We start from the raw sequence: 16,533 nt of genomic DNA, 5'->3' as shown, positions 1-16,533 counted from the left end.
GTCCACCCACCGCGCCATAAGGATGATGGGTTTCAGAAACCTTCGGTTGAGACATTCTATGAGTGAAATTCCGCTCTAGAGGTGAAATTTGATTGGAGCTCCAAATCATACAGTTGAGAATGACCACGATTGATTAAACCATTAATGGGCTATTCTTTGTTCTTTTGGCTTGGCCCAAAAGAACCAAAAATCCAAGACATGGAAAAGCTTCTCCCCACAGGCCACCGCCGGCCCGCTTCCATGTCCTCCCACCGCGCCATAAGGATGATGGGTTTCAGAAACCTTCGGTTGAGACATTCTATGAGTGAAATTCCGCTCTAGAGGTGAAATTTGATTGAAGCTTTAAATCATACAGTTGAGAATGACCACGGTTGGTTAAACTATTAATATCCTGTTGTTTGTTCTTTTGGCTTGGCCCAAAAGAACAAAAAATCCAAGACATGGAAAAGCTTCTCCCCACAGGCCACCGCCGGCCCGCTTCCATGTCCACCCACCGCGCCTTAAGGATGATATATTGCAGTAACCTTCGGTTGAGACATTCTATGAGTGAAATTCTTCTCTGGAGGTGAAATTTGATTGGAGCTTTAAATCATACAGGTGAGAATGACCACGGTTGGTTAAACCATTAATAGCCTATTCTTCGTTCTTTTGGCTTGGCCCAAAAGAAGGGCTGAGCGAGAAGTAAATGCCCAGTGGGCATTTATAGCGAAGAGCCAGGTATGCGGGTGGCACCAAATATGGAAATGCTTCTCCCGACATGCCACCGCCGGCCCGCTTCCATTTCCACCCACCGCGCCATAAGGATGATGGGTTTTAGAAACCTTCGGTTGAGACATTCTATGAGTGAAATTCTGCTCTGGAGGTGGAATTTGATTGGAGCTCCAAATCATAAAGTTGAGAATGACCACGATTGATTAAACCATCACTAGCCTATTCTTCGTTCTTTTGGCTTGGCCCAAAAGAAGGGCTGAGCGAGAAGTAAATGCCCAGTGGGCATTTATAGCGAAGAGCCAGTTATGCGAGTGGCGCCAAATATGGAAAAGCTTCTCCCCACATGCCACCGCCGGCCCGCTTCCATGTCCACCCACCGCGCCATAAGGATGATGTATTGCAGAAACCTTCGGTTGAGACATTCTATGAGTGAAATTCCGCTCTAGAGGTGGAATTTGATTGGAGCTCCAAATCATACAGTTGAGAATGACCACGTAGTGGTCAAACCATCAATAGCCCCGGGTGAGGTACGAAACCCGGGGTTGAAAGAAATAAGATTATTGGTCTCCCGCGCAGGATTCACCTTTGGAAAAGAAAGTCCCGTGCGGGAGGATGGAAACGGATTTTTTCATTCCTTGATTTCACCAAATATCATTTGATTTTGGATCAAAAATATTCCGTTTTGAAATGACGACGACATTATGCTGAGACCATTACTAGCCTATTCTTCGTTCTTTTGGCTTGGCCCAAAAGAAGGGCTGAGCGAGAAGTAAATGCCCAGTGGGCATTTATAGCGAAGAGCCAGGTATGCGGGTGGCACCAAATATGGAAATGCTTCTCCCCACAGGCCACCGCCGGCCCGCTTCCATGTCCTCCCACCGCGCCATAAGGATGATGGGTTTCAGAAACCTTCGGTTGAGACATTCTATGAGTGAAATTCCGCTCTGGAGGTGGAATTTGATTGAAGCTTTAAATCATACAGTTGAGAATGACCACGTAGTGGTCAAACCATCAATAGCCCCGGGTGAGGTACGAAACCCGGGGTTGAAAGAAATAAGATTATTGGTCTCCCGCGCAGGATTTACCTTTGGAAAAGGAAGGCCCGTGCGGGAGGATGGAAACGGATTTTTCAACAAAAAAATATTAAAGAAAAATACAGGCTTCGCTGAGCTAATTTTTTTCCCTACAGAAAAGCCAAAGGATATAACAGAGAGTCTTAGCGCTGTATTTTCCTAAAATATCCCAAAGAATGTTTTTTATTTTTCCAACCAAAAACCTCCCACCAACTACATTAAATTCGTGGTAGTACCCTTTTTAATAAAGCTTTTCTGAAAATTAATCACTGTATCTATGTCTTGATACTTGCGTCTTGATTCTTGATACTAACATCTTGATACTAACATCTAGATACTTGATACTTCTTCTTACCTTTGCCATGTTTTAAGGATAAACACCTTACCATGAAAAAAGAATTTACCCTGCAATTAAGCCCTGAAGAGGCTTATGATCCTGAGCTGTTTAAGTCCACCCTGTTAAAAAAGGCTGGATTACCTCTAGACGAACAAGAAGCCTATGCGAGGCAAACCCGTAGGTCAATAGATGCCCGAGGTAAAGCTATAAAGGTGAACGTTCAAGCAGAACTTTTTATTAAAGAAACCCCATCTCCTCTTCTGGATCATCACCCTACTTATGGAAATGTTTCCAATTCAGATCAAATTATCATTGTCGGTGCAGGTCCAGCTGGATTATTCGCTGCACTTAGGGCCATAGAATTGGGAGTGAAGCCAATCCTGATTGAGCGAGGTAAGGATGTAAGAGCAAGACGTAGAGATCTTGCCGCAATCAATAAGGAGCATATCGTAAACCCTGATTCCAACTACTGCTTTGGAGAGGGAGGGGCAGGAACCTATTCAGATGGGAAGTTGTACACCCGATCAAAAAAGCGTGGAGATATCCGTAGGATTATGGAGATTTTGGTCGCTCATGGAGCTACAGAGGAAATTCTGGTAGATGCACACCCTCATATTGGTACTAACAAACTCCCAAAACTTGTAGCCGATTTACGGCAGACGATCTTGGACCATGGAGGAGAAATTCATTTTGAAACCAGAGTCATTGATTTTATACTTGATAGGGATCAGATCGTTGGGGTAAAAACCCTCTTGGGTGATACTTTTAAAGGAAAGGGAGTAATCCTTGCGACAGGACATTCTGCCAGAGACATTTTTGAACTGCTTCATCAGAAACAAATTCTCATTGAAGCGAAACCCTTTGCCTTAGGTGTGCGGATTGAACACAGTCAGAATTTGATCGATCGAATACAATATCACTGTGAGGTAGATAGAGGACCATATTTGCCGGCATCTTCTTATTCCTTGGTTCAGCAAGCAGATTACAAAGGGAAACAAAGGGGAGTATTCAGCTTCTGTATGTGTCCAGGTGGATTTATTGTTCCTGCTGCTACTGCGCCGGGAGAGTTGGTTGTCAATGGCATGAGTCCAAGTCGTAGAGATAGCAGGTTTGCCAATTCAGGAATGGTGGTAGCTGTAGAGTTGGAGGATTTACCGGAATTCAGGAAATTTGGACCCTTGGCAGCAATGCATTTCCAGGCAGAAATCGAGCGAAAAGCATGGGTTGCAGGGGGTCAGACGCAAACTGCACCCGCTCAGCTCATGGTTGATTTTGTGAATAAGAAAGTAAGTAATTCACTTTTGGATACTTCCTATCAGCCTGGCTTGAAGTCAGTGGAAATGCGAGAGTTCCTGCCGGAATTCATTTCCCATCGAATGGCATTTGCCTTCAAAGTCTTTGGACAGAAAATGAAAGGCTACCTCACAAATGAGGCACAATTAATAGGATTGGAAAGCAGGACTTCATCTCCGGTACGAATTCCCAGAGACCGGGAATCATTTGAGCATACTGAAATCAAAGGACTTTATCCATGCGGAGAAGGAGCTGGCTATGCTGGAGGTATTGTTTCAGCAGCTATGGATGGAGAGCGCTGCGCCGAGTATTTGATTGCAAAGTATATTAACAGGGGGCTGTAGGCAGTATTACAGTAGGCAGTTTGCAGTGTTACAGTTTGCAGTTGGTACTTTAAACCTTTGAGGTCTTTTTTCGACCTCGAAGGTTTTATATCCAGTAAGGAGCAGTTTGCAGTGGGCAGTGGGCAGTAGGCAGTTTGCAGTAGGCAGTTGGCAGTATTACAGATGGCAGTTGGTGCTTTTAACCTTTGAGTTTTCCGATAAAAATCGGAATTAACCTCGAAGGTTTTACAGTTCTTGCCTCGGTTTATATCTTTGACTCGCATCGGTTTGTGTCTCCACAAACCGAAATAATTCCTTTACTAGGCTGCTGTCTCCACAAACTTTTTTCCCACCAGAATCTTTATTCCATTTGAAGAATAGACCGGGAGGTTGGAATCGAAAAAATATAAGGAAACAAAAAGCTCTACTTTGAGATCAAAAAGACCATAAAGTAGAGCAGTTATCAGTTTTCAGTAGTACGGACCACAATCCACTCTTAAAGCCAATTTGCCCAAGGGATACGGGAAAGAATCAATAAAAGTCCAATCGCATACATCATGTAGATGCTTCTGAACTTGCTTCTCGAGACAGTCATTTTCTTAGCTCGGATATAACCGATTGATATAACCACAATAGCGATTATGTTGATCAATGGATGCTCCAAAGCTGTAAGTCTCGCTACAGGATCAGACATTGCTCCTCCTCCGGTAAGCAACTCTAAGCCAAGTGGACTGACGACATATAAAATCAAGCCGACCAATAACTGTATATGACAGATAATGAAAGCAATCATAGCGATCTTCCTGTCCTTTTCGGAAAACTCTCTTCCCGAAAGCGCTCCAATAAGCATCAAAACGATAACGATTACCAATGCTAAAAGAGCCAAATAAGCGATTCCAGAATGTAAGTGTTGTAAACCAGTGTACATATTATAATTTTTTTGAGTGTTCGAAATTAACTAGAAAGAGAATAGATTCTTTTGTTTTTTGTTTGAATTATTCCACATAAAGAACTAATCCCTTTAAATATTCTGTTTCAGGGTGAAATAAATTGATGGGATGGTCCGCAGGTTGGGAAAGCTGATGGAGCACTTTTACCTTTCTTCCACTTTCTAATCCTGCCGCAGTTACCGTATGCGTGAATAAGCCTTTGTCCACGACTTGGCTACAGGAGAATGTAAACAGAATTCCTCCTGATTTAATTTTTTTCAAGGCCTCAGCATTTAATCTTTTATAGGCCTGCACTGCATTATGTCTAGCTTTTTGATTCTTCGCAAAAGCCGGAGGATCTAGTACGATCACATCATAATCATCTCCGATTTCCCGAATGTACTTGACCACGTCAGCCACTTTGGATTCATGTTTCCCAATGATATCTGAGTTCAGGGAAATATTCTCTTCTGTCAGTTCAATGGCTTTGGATGAAATATCCACCGAATGAACTTCAGCGGCTCCGTCTCTAAGCGCCTGAACGGAAAATCCACCGGAATAGCAAAAAGTATTCAGGACTTTCTTTCCTTCGGAATATGCTCCCAATAATTTTCGGTTTTCCCGCTGATCGATGAAAAAACCGGTTTTCTGACCTTTGTCCCAGTCGATTTTATAGTTGCTTCCATGCTCCTGTACCAGATCTGTCTGAGCCGCTCCAAGAATCCATTCATTAGGAATGGGGCCAAGATTTTTCGGAAGGGTTTCAGAACTTTTGTCAAAAACCCCTGCCAGCTTTTCTCCAAAGCTATTTTTGATGGCTTGAGCAATTTCCTTCACATGGCTATGCATTCCAACATGATGGGCTTGAATCACGGCTGTGCCATTGTAATAATCTACGATCAATCCAGGGAGTAAATCTCCTTCTCCGTGGATTAGTCGAAAGACATTCGTATGCTTGCTGTCCACGAGTCCCAAAGCTTTGCGAAGCTGGAAAGCAGCCTGAATCTTTTCATCCCAAAAGTCTTGATCGATTGCCCGCTCCTCAAATGAAATAATTCGAACCATGATCGAACCTTGTGAAAAGTGACCAATTCCTAGGAATTTGTCTGATGAAGATCGGACTTCTACCAGTTGACCGTTTTCCATGTCAGCAGGCATTTGATGTATAGCTCCGGAAAAAACCCAGTGATGTCTCCGGATTAGGGAGATTTCCTTTCCTCGTTTTAGAATGACTTTGGGATAATTCATACGATTGATTTATTTCTGGGGAAAGCCAAACTTCCAATGATCATGGCGAAAATACTAGCCAAGAGGCCATAAATATGAGAACTTATTTCAAGGTTGAGCCTGTCCACAAAAAGGTAAACAAGCATTCCGAAAACCATGGAAGAGACAGCTCCAACTGGAGAGGCCTTCTTCCAATATAATCCTGCAGTCAATGGGGCAAAGAGGGAGACAAGCAGTAAAATAGAGGCACTCGCCACTAATTCATAAATATTCGAATCCTGAGATGCCATGTAAATTGAGACTAAAGCAACCAAAACAACATTGATCCGAAGAATCCACAATAAGTGAGCATCGGAAAGTTTGCCTTTAAATAGTGGACGAATCAAGTTTTCAGAGATCAAAGCCGCAGGTGCCAAAAGTCCCGAACTAGCTGTACTCATAATTGCTGATATCAATGCTCCAAAGAAAATGATCTGAATTGGAAGATTGCTGTGCGCCAAAACCATAGCTGGGAGGAGCATTTGTTTATTTTCCAGGTAAAGCTCCGGATACATGACCTGAGCAGCAAGCGCTATAAATAAGGGAAGTAAGCCAAAAGTCACATAAAATCCTCCAGCTAAATAAGTAGAACGAACAGCTACATTTTCTGATTTGGCAGACATTACACGCTGATAGATATCCTGACTTGGAATACTCCCCAAACCCAAAATGATCCAGGCCCCAAAGTAATTTACCCAAGACGTAAATCCTGCATCGGGTAAAAACTGAAAACTACCTTCTGGTGCCTTATCCAAAATAAATTCAACCCCTCCGGCATCCCGAGTGACCATGACCGTGACAGCTATCAAACCAACTACGATCATCAAAGTTTGGATAAAATCGGTAATAGAGATCGCCCACATTCCACCCAAAAAAGTATAGAAAACTACGATCCCGGCAGATAGTAAGATTCCTTCTATCAAGGTTAAATCCGTTACTGCTCCGAATACCAAACTCATTGCAACCAGCTGGGCTGCAACATATCCAAAGTAAACGGGAACAAGGAAAACAGTAGCGGTAAATTCTATCCTTTTACCATAAATCTTTTTGAAAACGTCGCCAATGGTCAAAACGCCCATTCTGTACATGGGCCGAAGGAAGAACATCCCGAATAGAACCAGACAGAGCGCTCCACCAAAAGGATCTTCAATTACACCTTGGAGTCCTTCCTCGAGATAAATTGAGGATGCTCCAAAAATGGTCTCAGATCCAAACCATGTTGCAAATAGGGCAGAGGCCGAAAGGAAAAGCGGTAGCGATCTACCAGCCAGCACAAAGTCATTAGAACCTTTTACCAGTCTGGAAGCAAATGCTCCAACCAGTAATGTCAGTACTAAATAAACGACGATGGCGGCTAATAGCAATTCAGTTTTGGTTAGCTTTTCCCGTACATTTTTTCACGAATGGCCTTAATTTCTGCACTCTCAAGGTAATCGTCATATGGCATTCTTCGATCGATTGTACCATTTGGTGTGAATTCTACGATTCGATTCGCAGAAGACTGCACAAAGGCATGATCATAAGAGGACATCAAAACCGTACCCGGAAATTCTATGATGGCATTGTTAAAAGCAGTGATGGATTCCAAGTCGAGGTGATTGGTAGGCTCATCCATTACCAGAAGATTTGGGTTTTGGAGCATCATCTTGGAGATCATGCATCTTACTTTTTCCCCTCCCGAAAGAACTGAGCATTTTTTGAAAGATTCCTCACCTGTGAAAAGCATTCTACCCAAGAAAGTCCGCACATAAGCTTCTTCCTGATTAGAAGAGTATTGCCTTAACCAATCGATTAGGTTTAAATTAGTCTCGAAGTATTTTGAGTTGTCATTTGGCAAATAAGCCTTATTGATCGTGACTCCCCATTTCATACTCCCTTTTGATGTAGGGATTTCTTCCATGATTGCCTGAAAAAATTTATTCACAGCCTGTTTGGTTTTAGAGATAAAAGCAATTTTATCACCCTTATCCACCATCAGGTTTACATCCGTGAAGTAGGTTACACCATCGGCTTTTAATTCCAGATTTTCAGTCATAAAGATCTGATCACCCGCCTCGCGCTCTGGCTTGAATACAATGCCGGGATACTTTCGCATCGACGGCTCAATCTCATCGATATTTAACTTTTCGATCATCTTCTTACGTGCCGTAGCCTGCTTAGACTTGGCTACGTTGGCAGAGAATCGATCGATAAATGCCTGAAGTTCCTTTCGCTTGTCTTCTGCTTTTTTGTTGGAATCAGATCGCTGCTTCAGTGCGAGTTGAGAAGACTCATACCAGAAGGTATAGTTACCGGAATAAATCTTGATTTTACCGAAGTCAATATCCACGATGTGCGTAGATACAGCATCCAGAAAATGTCTGTCGTGAGATACTACGATCACGATATTTTTGAAGTCCAAAAGGAAATTTTCCAACCAAACAATGGTCTCAGCATCCAAGTCGTTGGTAGGTTCATCCAGAATCAGGATATCAGGATTTCCAAAAAGAGCTTGTGCCAGCAAAACCCGTACTTTCTGATTTCCGGCAAGGTTTTTTAGAGGTTGATAGTGAAGATCTTCTGTGATCCCAAGACCTGAAAGCAGAGCGGCTGCATCCGACTCGGCATTCCAGCCATCCATCTCTGCAAAATCAGCCTCCAACTGTGAAGCCCGAAGTCCGTCTTCTTCCGTGAAGTCCTCTTTCATATAGATCTTATCCTTTTCATCCATGATGGCAAAAAGGGTTTTATGACCCATCAACACTGTTTTCAGGACTTCCACTTCGTCAAAAGCAAAGTGATTTTGACTTAGAACAGCCATTCGTTGACCGGGAGTGATATTCACCGAACCGCTGGTGCTATCAATTTCTCCGGAAAGGATTTTTAAAAAGGTAGACTTCCCAGCTCCGTTGGCGCCAATCACACCATAGCAGTTTCCAGGATTGAATTTGAGACTTACTTCATCAAAAAGTGTTCTTTTTCCAAACTTGAGGGAAAGATTATCTACTGAGATCATTCGTTTTTTCTTCTTTTTTGAGGCGCAAAGATAGGAATTTAATTTTTCAAGCTTGGACTAGCGCTCGGCTTTTGAAAATGAATTCTCAGCCTTTTATGTGAAAAACAAACAAATTTTTTTGGCTTTGTTTATATTGAGTGCTTAATGGCTTATGAGAAAATTTTATAGGGGATCTATTGTGTTGTTGTTTTTGCTTTTTCAAGTCAATCTTGTTCAAGCACAACTCTCAACTGTTGGGGAGGAATTTTGGGTTGGTTTCATGGATAATAACCGTATTATTCCCAATGCCCCTGATCAGGCAGTGATCGTGATTTCTGCCAATGAAAATGCTACAGGTGTAATCGAGTACCTGGGTAGAACAGTTAATTTTTCCATCAATCAGGGCCAACAATTCACCCATATTGTGCCTTCTGAAGAAATTGACCTGCTTCATCGGAATTCAGGTGTGATCTCCAATAAGGGGATCTACATTCTCTCTGACGGCAAAATCTCAGTTTATGCATTCAATGAACGTTTCCGAAGTGCTGATGGGACAGTTGTCCTTCCAATTGGTGCCCTTGGAAAGGATTATTTGGTTACCTCTCATTATGAGACGCTGACAGCTCCTGTGACTTACAATGGAAATATCAATGACGAAAGCCAACTTCTCATAGTGGCTACTGAGGATAATACTCAAATTCAAATCACTACTTCGGTAGGTTCCCTGAGTGGGAATCAAGCAGACGTTCCTTCTACAATTACTCTGAATAGAGGACAAAGCTACCAGATCAAAGCCAAAGCGGATTTGACTGGGTCCAGAGTCAGAGTAATAGGAGACAATGCGAATGAATGCAAGCGAATAGCTGTTTTTGGAGGAAATAAATGGACCTCGGTAGGAAATTGCGGTGCTGCAAATGACAACCTTTTCCAACAGGCCTATCCTGTGAATACCTGGGGGACTCAGTTTGTTCACGTGGCACTTTCAGGGCGAACCTCTGGTGAACTGGTAAAAGTTTTGGCGTCCGAAGATGGAACTTCGGTTGAAGTGGGTGGGGTGAATCGTGGGACAATTGATGCGGGTGAGTTTTTAAGTTTGGAATTTAATATCAACGAAACCGCCAAGATTAATACCAGTAAGCCTGCCTCAGTCAGCGTTTTTGCAAAAAGTCAGGAATGCAATGAGATCACTGCTCCAAACTATGAAAATGGAGATCCATTTATGATTACCTATAGTCCGGTGGAGCAGCTATTGAAAGAAATTCGATTCAATGCCCTGAATTTAGAATCTATAGTCGCGCATTATGTAAATGTTGTAGTTAAAGCTGGTACCGAGAATTTCACCATTTTGGATGGTGCCAACCAAGGCGCTCTCTTTAATTCTGTTCCTGGTGATCCCAATTATTCTTATGCACGAATTAGTATTTCGCAGGGAGTTCATCAGTTGACTAATCGGGAGGGATTTACGGCATATGTTTATGGATTTGGGTTTTTGGAATCCTATGGCTTTGCGGTGGGAGCAGCTTTGGATAATTTGAATTTTGAGACTCAGGCGGCCTATGAATTTGAAGTAGATGGTGAAAATATTGCATGTCTAAATCAAACCGGAGACTGGACTATTAATCCGGACAATCCGGATTTCACCTATTTTGTCTGGGATTTTGGGGATGGCTCAGATCCCGTTGTAGGGATGACGGTATCCCATACCTATACCGAACCCGGAGAATATGAAGTAGTTGTTTCGGCCTCTTTGAGTCCGGATACCTGTGATCAGCAAGAAGAAGTGACATTTGATGTGACCGTTTTAGAAAGTACTGCTGAGCTGATAGGTCAAACTTCTGTTTGTCCTGATGTGGAGGAAATGGTATATAAGTTGGGCGAGAAGTTAAATGTGGACAGTGTATTTTTTGAAGTTGAGGGTGGATTAATCATCGAAAGGTACCAGGATTCGGTACTTGTGAATTGGGGGCCGGCAAATGACAATGCTAAGGTAATCGCTACTCCATTTACTGAAAATGGATGTCCAGGTGAGGCAATAGTGTTAGAGGTAGTTATTAACCGTAGAATCGAAGCGGTTATACCTATCGGAGAAACGGAGATTTGTTTTGATCCTGCAGTTTCACAATTCTATGAAGCCCCAAATTCCTCATCCGGCAGAGGCTATGAATGGACGGTTGTTGGTGGACAAATTATTTCCGGTGGAGATCAACCTGTTGTGGAAGTAAGTTGGGATCAGCCAGGAATTATTGGTGAGGTCAGTTACAAGACATTTAGCTTGGTAGATCAACTATGCGAGGGAGTTTCTGAAATTCTGGAAGTATCAGTCAATGATTTGTTCGAGGTTAAATTGGCTCAATTGAGTCCGATTGGCTGTTCGGGAAATGCCTCCGGTGAGATAGAACTGGAGATTAATGGCGGGGTAGGACCTTTTGAAATTACCTGGTCTCATGATTCAAATGTAAAAGCTCAGAAGGCCATAAACCTTCTATCAGGAACTTATTCTGTTCAGGTGATTGATCAAAAAGGCTGTATCCGGGTTTTGGATAATCTTGAAATAGTGGAACCACTTCCCTTGCAGTTGTTGGCTGTCACTCCAACTGCTGCATCCTGCTTTGGAAAAGCAGATGGTCAGGTTGATCTTCAGGTGATAGGAGGAACGGCACCTTATCAGTTAGATTTCAATGGAATAAACACCTTTACTGATCAGCTCTTGCTTTCTGATATCCCACAGGGAAATTACGAATGGGAAGTTCTTGATTCCAATGGCTGCAAAATTCCGGTTTCTTTTGAAGTTACTTCGCCACCAGCTTTAGAGGTGGAGGTCAGGCTACAAAAGTCGGCCTGTCCCGGTGGAAGCAACGGTGAATTATTCGCCTTTCCCTCAGGAGGGCAAGCACCTTATATTTATACTTGGGATAATCAAAATGCATCGAGCAATGAATTGACTGGAGTTCCTAAAGGAAATTACAATGTTTCGGTGTTAGATGGAAGTGGTTGCGTAAGCTTGGGTGAGGGCATTGTCACTGAGGAAGCTCCAAAAATGCGAATGCCAACAGGCTTTGATCCCAATGAGGGTGTTTTTCAAGGCGTATCAAACTGTGAGATCAATTTCGAGTTATCCATCTACAACCGATGGGGACAGCTAATTTATGCAGGTATTTCCGGCTGGGACGGTACTCTTGACGGCAAAGATGTTCCAACCGGGTCTTACTCTTATTATATGAGTTATTCCTTTCCTTTGGAAGATAAAATCGAGGTGGTGGAAAAGAGGGGAACATTTACATTGATCAGATAAATTTGGATTGAGGAGGTCGAAAGGAAATGAAATTTAAGTCGCTGATTTTTAAAGTCCTGATTTTGTTACTCGTGATGTCGAGTACTGAAAATGGATTTGCGCAGCGAAATACCGTTGGAAGGGAGTTTTACGTAGGTTTCATGGATAATAATCGACGGAACACTCAACCAGACAAAGCAATAATAATCATCACCGCTAATGAAAAGGCGGCTGGAATCATCTCAACTCCTAAGCAATCCATTCCTTTTTCACTCGAGGCAGGTCAGCAATTAATAAAAGAATTTGATGGGAATGACGAAGGTCTAATCCACAGGCAATCAGGTGAAGTAAGCTATAGAAGATTAAAAATCACTTCTTCCGGTGATTTGGTAGTCCATGCAGTTAATGGGCGAGAGTATAGTTCGGATGGTACGGTTGTCCTTCCAGTCACATCTTTGGGGAAGGAATATTTAGCGACGGCTCATTTTGATGTTTTTGGTCCTGGTCAGGATCCTGGAAGTAATGAGAACTTCGAAAGTACTTTACTGGTAATGGCTATCGAAAATGATACTCAGATAGAAATTACACCTTCTGCACCTACTGTGAATACAATTCCAGCAGGGTCTACAATCCGTATTACTTTAAATGAAGGGGAAAGCTATCAGGTAAAAGCGAATGGAGATTTGACAGGTTCTCGGGTTAAAGTAGTGAATTCGGATTTGACTGATTGTAAGGTTGTAGCGGTATTTGGAGGAAATAAAACAACGAGTGCAGGAACATGCGGAACCAGTGGAGATCATATGTTTCAGCAGGCATATCCCTTAGAATCCTGGGGGAAATCTTTTATTCATATCCCATTGGAAGGTAGGACTTCAGGAGAGATTGTGAAGGTTCTTGCTTCGCAAAATGGTACATCGGTTCGGGTCAATGGACAAACTGTAGGGACCTTGAATGCTGGAAAGTTTTTGAAGCTCGAATTTGGAAAGAATGAGGTCGCATCGATTGAAACTTCCAAGCCTTCTACTGTTGCAGTGATAGCCAAAAGCGCTGCATGTAATGAGTTTGGTGTCGCTCCATTAGGGGATCCTTCCATATTTACACTTAGTCCAAATAATCAACGATTAAAATCCATCACTTTTTCTGCAGGTAAACTAATAGGGTCATTTAACCAGGATATTGTACATTATTTGGAGATAATAGTACCAAAAGGCACCGGAGATCAAACCTTGGTCAATGGAATACCAGTGGGCTATGCATTTGCGGAGGTTCCGGGGGCTGATTTTGAGTTTGCACGAGTTACGATAAACAAGGGGGTTAATTCTGTAAGCAATCCGGAAGGGTTTTTGGGATACGCCTATGGCTCAGGCTCGATCGAATCCTATGCTTTTGCAATAGGGTCAAGTTTGGAAAGTATTCAATACGAGACTGAAACCACCTATGATTTTGAGGTAGAAGGTGAAAAGGTTGCCTGTCTTGATCAGGAGGGACTCTGGAAAATCATCCCTGATGATCCTAAATTTTCGATTTTCACCTGGGACTTTGGAGATAATTCAGCAGCTCAGTCAGGTCAGGAAGTGGCTCATACATTTACATCCGAGGGAACCTTCGAAGTGAGTGTATTGGCTTCTTCAGGTGATGGAAAATGTGGCAGTGAGCAGACATTTACTTTCGAAGTGAAAGTGGAAAAGGTGGGAGCTACTCTTATTGGACCCACTTCAGTATGTCCCGATTCCGATGAATTTACTTATACTCTTGAGGATAGAACAAATTTCGAAACTGCCATTTGGACTGTTGATGGGGGGCAAGTGATATCGGAAACTGATTCTACAATTACAATCAAGTGGGGAGCTGCAAATCCGGCAGCGAAGGTTCAGGCGATTCCTGTTGCTCCCAATGGTTGTTATGGGGCTGTTTTGGAATTGGAAATTGAAATAACCGATACCATTCAGCCTGAAAAACCAGCAGGTCAGCAGGGGATTTGTGGAGTACAAACTGATCCGCTTTCCTACAAAGTAAATTTCCCATCTGCAGGGAAAGTTTATACTTGGTCAGTATTTGGAGGTGAGTTAATTTCAGGTCAAGGAACTACCGAGGTTCTAGTCCTTTGGGATGTTTTGGAGACCGATCGAAGAATCTTTTTTGAGGAAGCAAGTGCTTCGAATGCAGCATGTTTTGGGGTTTCGGAAGTTTTGGAAGTAGGGAGTTTTGACCCGGCAGTCCTTGGTGTTGATGAGGAGATAAATCCTTCTTGCCCAGGGGAATCAGATGGATCAATTAAATTAAATATTACAGGAGGCTCAGGTGATTTTAAATTCAACTGGTCGCATGATCCACTATTGAATGAAGACGAAGCTTTGGGGCTTTCTGCCGGAATTTATGAGGTGGAATTGATAGATCTATCGGGATGTGGAATAGAGAAATTAGCCATTGAAATAATCGATCCTCAGCCCATTTCTATTGCTCTGGCATCGCTTACTTATCCTTACTGTTTTGGAGAATCATCAGGAGAGATTGCTTTGAATATTTCAGGGGGCACTGCGCCTTTTCTGGTCATTGGTCAGAATAGCACTTGGGCTAACGGTGTTTTGACTATTACAGATTTGCCGGCAGGGGAGATTGAATTGGAAATTCAGGATTCAAGAGGCTGTATTGCTTCCTTCAGTGAAACATTGATATCCCCAGAGCCACTGGAACTCCGTTTTGTTCAAGAAAGTCCCGGCTGTCCAGGAGACTTGAGTGGGGCGTTGACGGTAATTCCAAATGGAGGCAATCCTCCTTATAATTTCCTTTGGGAAACGGGAGGGTCATTTGCTACTCTTGAGCAACTTTCCTCAGGTAATTATTCAGTAATTGTGACCGATTCAAACGGATGTGAGGTAAGAGGAAAGGGAATAGTATCGAAAGCTGTTCCGCAGGTCAGAATGCCTACTGGGTTTATCCCGGGCGATGGTAATTATATCCCAATATCATCTTGTCCGATTACTTACAAGATGATGATTTACGATCGTTGGGGTCAACTTGTTCATTCCGGAAGTGAAGGTTGGGATGGGCTTTTTCAGGGTACAGAAATGCTTCAGGGGGTTTACAGTTTCAAGCTGGAATATGAGTATAACACAGATGCAGGAATTGTTGTAGACGATAAAATGGGTTCGTTCACCTTGATTCGGTAATACTTCATCTAAAATAATTGGGCATCTAGCTGCTTTTGGATAGATTTACCGACGAAAATTTTTAAAAATTATGAATAAAATATTAATCACCGGTGGCGCCGGATACATTGGTTCCCATACAGCAGTTGAATTGGTAAAGGCAGGATTGGAACCAATCATTTTGGATGATCTTTCTAATTCAAATGAAAAAGTACTGGATCGCTTAGAGGAGATTTTAGAAAGAAAATTGACTTTTTACAAGGGAGACTGCAATGACAGATCTATTTTAGATCAAATCAGTAAGGATCATAAGATCAGCGGAGTGATTCACTTTGCGGCATTCAAAGCAGTAGGAGAGAGTACAGAACAGCCTCTGAAATACTATAGCAATAACATAGGTTCGCTACTGGTTCTTCTGGATTTTATGAAAGAGAATAGTATTTCAGATTTAGTCTTTTCTTCCTCCTGTACAGTTTATGGTCAGCCGGATGTACTACCTGTGACTGAATCAACTCCAAGAAAGGATGCGGAAAGTCCCTATGGAAACACCAAAAAGATTTGCGAGGATATCCTTGTAGATTATGTAAAAAGTAAGGCTGGAATTCGAGTTATTGCACTACGTTATTTTAATCCTGTTGGAGCACATCCAAGCGGGAAAATAGGAGAGTTGCCAATAGGAAAGCCAAATAATCTGGTTCCCTTTATCACCCAAACTGCTGCTGGAATTCGTGAGAAACTCACTGTTTTTGGAGATGACTATGATACCCCTGATGGTTCTTGTGTAAGAGACTTTATCCACGTGATGGATTTAGCGGATGCTCACGTGAAGGCATTTACTTATTTGAATGATAAGCCTTCAGGTTTTTATGACGTCTTCAATGTTGGTACTGGAAACGGGAACACGGTTTTAGAAGTGATCCATACCTTTGAAAGAGTAAATGACCTCAAGTTGAACTATGAAATCGGCCCAAGACGAGCAGGTGATGTGGTTAAAATCTGGGCGGATACTAAAAAAATCAATTCAGTTTTAGGCTGGAAACCTTCTAAAACACTAGAAGATTCCATGCGTGACAGCTGGAATTGGCAGAAGGGATTGTAAGTTCTCAACGCTTTAGAAATAAATTAAGAAGGCTGTCTCAATTTTGAAGCGGCCTTTCTTTTTGATTTTTTTCATCAAGTGCGCAGATCACCTAAAAGATTCTAAAAA

At 42.4% G+C, this 16,533-nt stretch carries 13 protein-coding genes; 5 read left to right on the top strand and 8 right to left on the bottom strand.

Annotated elements, in window-relative coordinates; genetic code table 11:
* Nucleotides 1-141: 141 nt before the first annotated feature.
* From BVC88_RS21355 to BVC88_RS21175, 4 genes are all read right to left on the bottom strand, one after another.
* Nucleotides 142-297, bottom strand: coding sequence for a hypothetical protein (locus BVC88_RS21355; RefSeq protein ID WP_175574419.1), 156 nt, complete (start codon nt 295-297; stop codon nt 142-144).
* Between the two features lie 320 nt (nt 298-617).
* On the bottom strand, nt 618-890 hold the full coding sequence (locus BVC88_RS21180) for a hypothetical protein (RefSeq protein ID WP_139316574.1): 273 nt from the start codon (nt 888-890) through the stop codon (nt 618-620).
* A gap of 24 nt (nt 891-914) precedes the next feature.
* Nucleotides 915-1,187: a hypothetical protein gene (locus BVC88_RS13440; RefSeq protein WP_139316573.1), complete on the bottom strand. Its 273-nt coding sequence runs from the start codon at nt 1,185-1,187 to the stop codon at nt 915-917.
* A gap of 223 nt (nt 1,188-1,410) precedes the next feature.
* Entirely contained in the window at nt 1,411-1,635 is a 225-nt protein-coding gene (locus BVC88_RS21175) for a hypothetical protein (protein WP_139316572.1), read from the bottom strand.
* Between the two features lie 3 nt (nt 1,636-1,638).
* Here BVC88_RS21175 and BVC88_RS13430 point away from each other — a divergent pair, with 3 nt between their 5' ends.
* Together BVC88_RS13430 and BVC88_RS13425 are read left to right on the top strand one after the other, a co-directional pair.
* Complete coding sequence (locus BVC88_RS13430) at nt 1,639-1,947, top strand: hypothetical protein (protein ID WP_075351205.1); 309 nt, start codon at nt 1,639-1,641, stop codon at nt 1,945-1,947.
* Nucleotides 1,948-2,171: 224 nt separating this feature from the next.
* Complete coding sequence (locus BVC88_RS13425; protein WP_075351204.1) at nt 2,172-3,758, top strand: NAD(P)/FAD-dependent oxidoreductase; 1,587 nt, start codon at nt 2,172-2,174, stop codon at nt 3,756-3,758.
* Between the two features lie 475 nt (nt 3,759-4,233).
* Here the strand turns inward: BVC88_RS13425 and BVC88_RS13420 are convergent, their stop codons facing one another.
* The 4 genes from BVC88_RS13420 to BVC88_RS13405 all read right to left on the bottom strand — a co-directional run bounded on the left by BVC88_RS13420 (nt 4,234) and on the right by BVC88_RS13405 (nt 8,927).
* Nucleotides 4,234-4,665: a hypothetical protein gene (locus tag BVC88_RS13420; RefSeq protein ID WP_075351203.1), complete on the bottom strand. Its 432-nt coding sequence runs from the start codon at nt 4,663-4,665 to the stop codon at nt 4,234-4,236.
* 67 nt (nt 4,666-4,732) lie between these two features.
* Nucleotides 4,733-5,914 carry a class I SAM-dependent rRNA methyltransferase gene (locus BVC88_RS13415; RefSeq protein ID WP_075351202.1) on the bottom strand — a complete coding sequence of 394 codons (1,182 nt, stop codon included), beginning with the start codon at nt 5,912-5,914 and terminating at the stop codon, nt 4,733-4,735.
* Nucleotides 5,911-7,296 (bottom strand): sodium:solute symporter family protein, encoded by a 1,386-nt coding sequence (locus BVC88_RS13410; RefSeq protein ID WP_075351201.1) that lies wholly within the window; start codon nt 7,294-7,296, stop codon nt 5,911-5,913. Before BVC88_RS13410 ends, BVC88_RS13415 begins: the two co-directional genes overlap by 4 nt.
* 11 nt (nt 7,297-7,307) lie before the next feature.
* Nucleotides 7,308-8,927, bottom strand: coding sequence for an ABC-F family ATP-binding cassette domain-containing protein (locus BVC88_RS13405; protein ID WP_075351200.1), 1,620 nt, complete (start codon nt 8,925-8,927; stop codon nt 7,308-7,310).
* A gap of 151 nt (nt 8,928-9,078) precedes the next feature.
* Here BVC88_RS13405 and BVC88_RS13400 point away from each other — a divergent pair, with 151 nt between their 5' ends.
* The 3 genes from BVC88_RS13400 (at nt 9,079) to galE (ending at nt 16,425) form a co-directional block, all read left to right on the top strand.
* Nucleotides 9,079-12,198, top strand: coding sequence for a PKD domain-containing protein (locus tag BVC88_RS13400; RefSeq protein ID WP_075351199.1), 3,120 nt, complete (start codon nt 9,079-9,081; stop codon nt 12,196-12,198).
* Nucleotides 12,199-12,224: 26 nt separating this feature from the next.
* Nucleotides 12,225-15,347: a PKD domain-containing protein gene (locus tag BVC88_RS13395; protein ID WP_075351198.1), complete on the top strand. Its 3,123-nt coding sequence runs from the start codon at nt 12,225-12,227 to the stop codon at nt 15,345-15,347.
* Between the two features lie 70 nt (nt 15,348-15,417).
* Entirely contained in the window at nt 15,418-16,425 is a 1,008-nt protein-coding gene (gene galE / locus BVC88_RS13390) for a UDP-glucose 4-epimerase GalE (RefSeq protein WP_075351197.1), read from the top strand.
* Nucleotides 16,426-16,533: the final 108 nt, after the last annotated feature.

This window comes from Algoriphagus marinus, assembly GCF_001936475.1.
In the GTDB taxonomy this organism is placed as follows: Bacteria; Bacteroidota; Bacteroidia; order Cytophagales; family Cyclobacteriaceae; genus Algoriphagus; species Algoriphagus marinus.
This window is presented reverse-complemented; position numbering and strand designations above follow the sequence as displayed.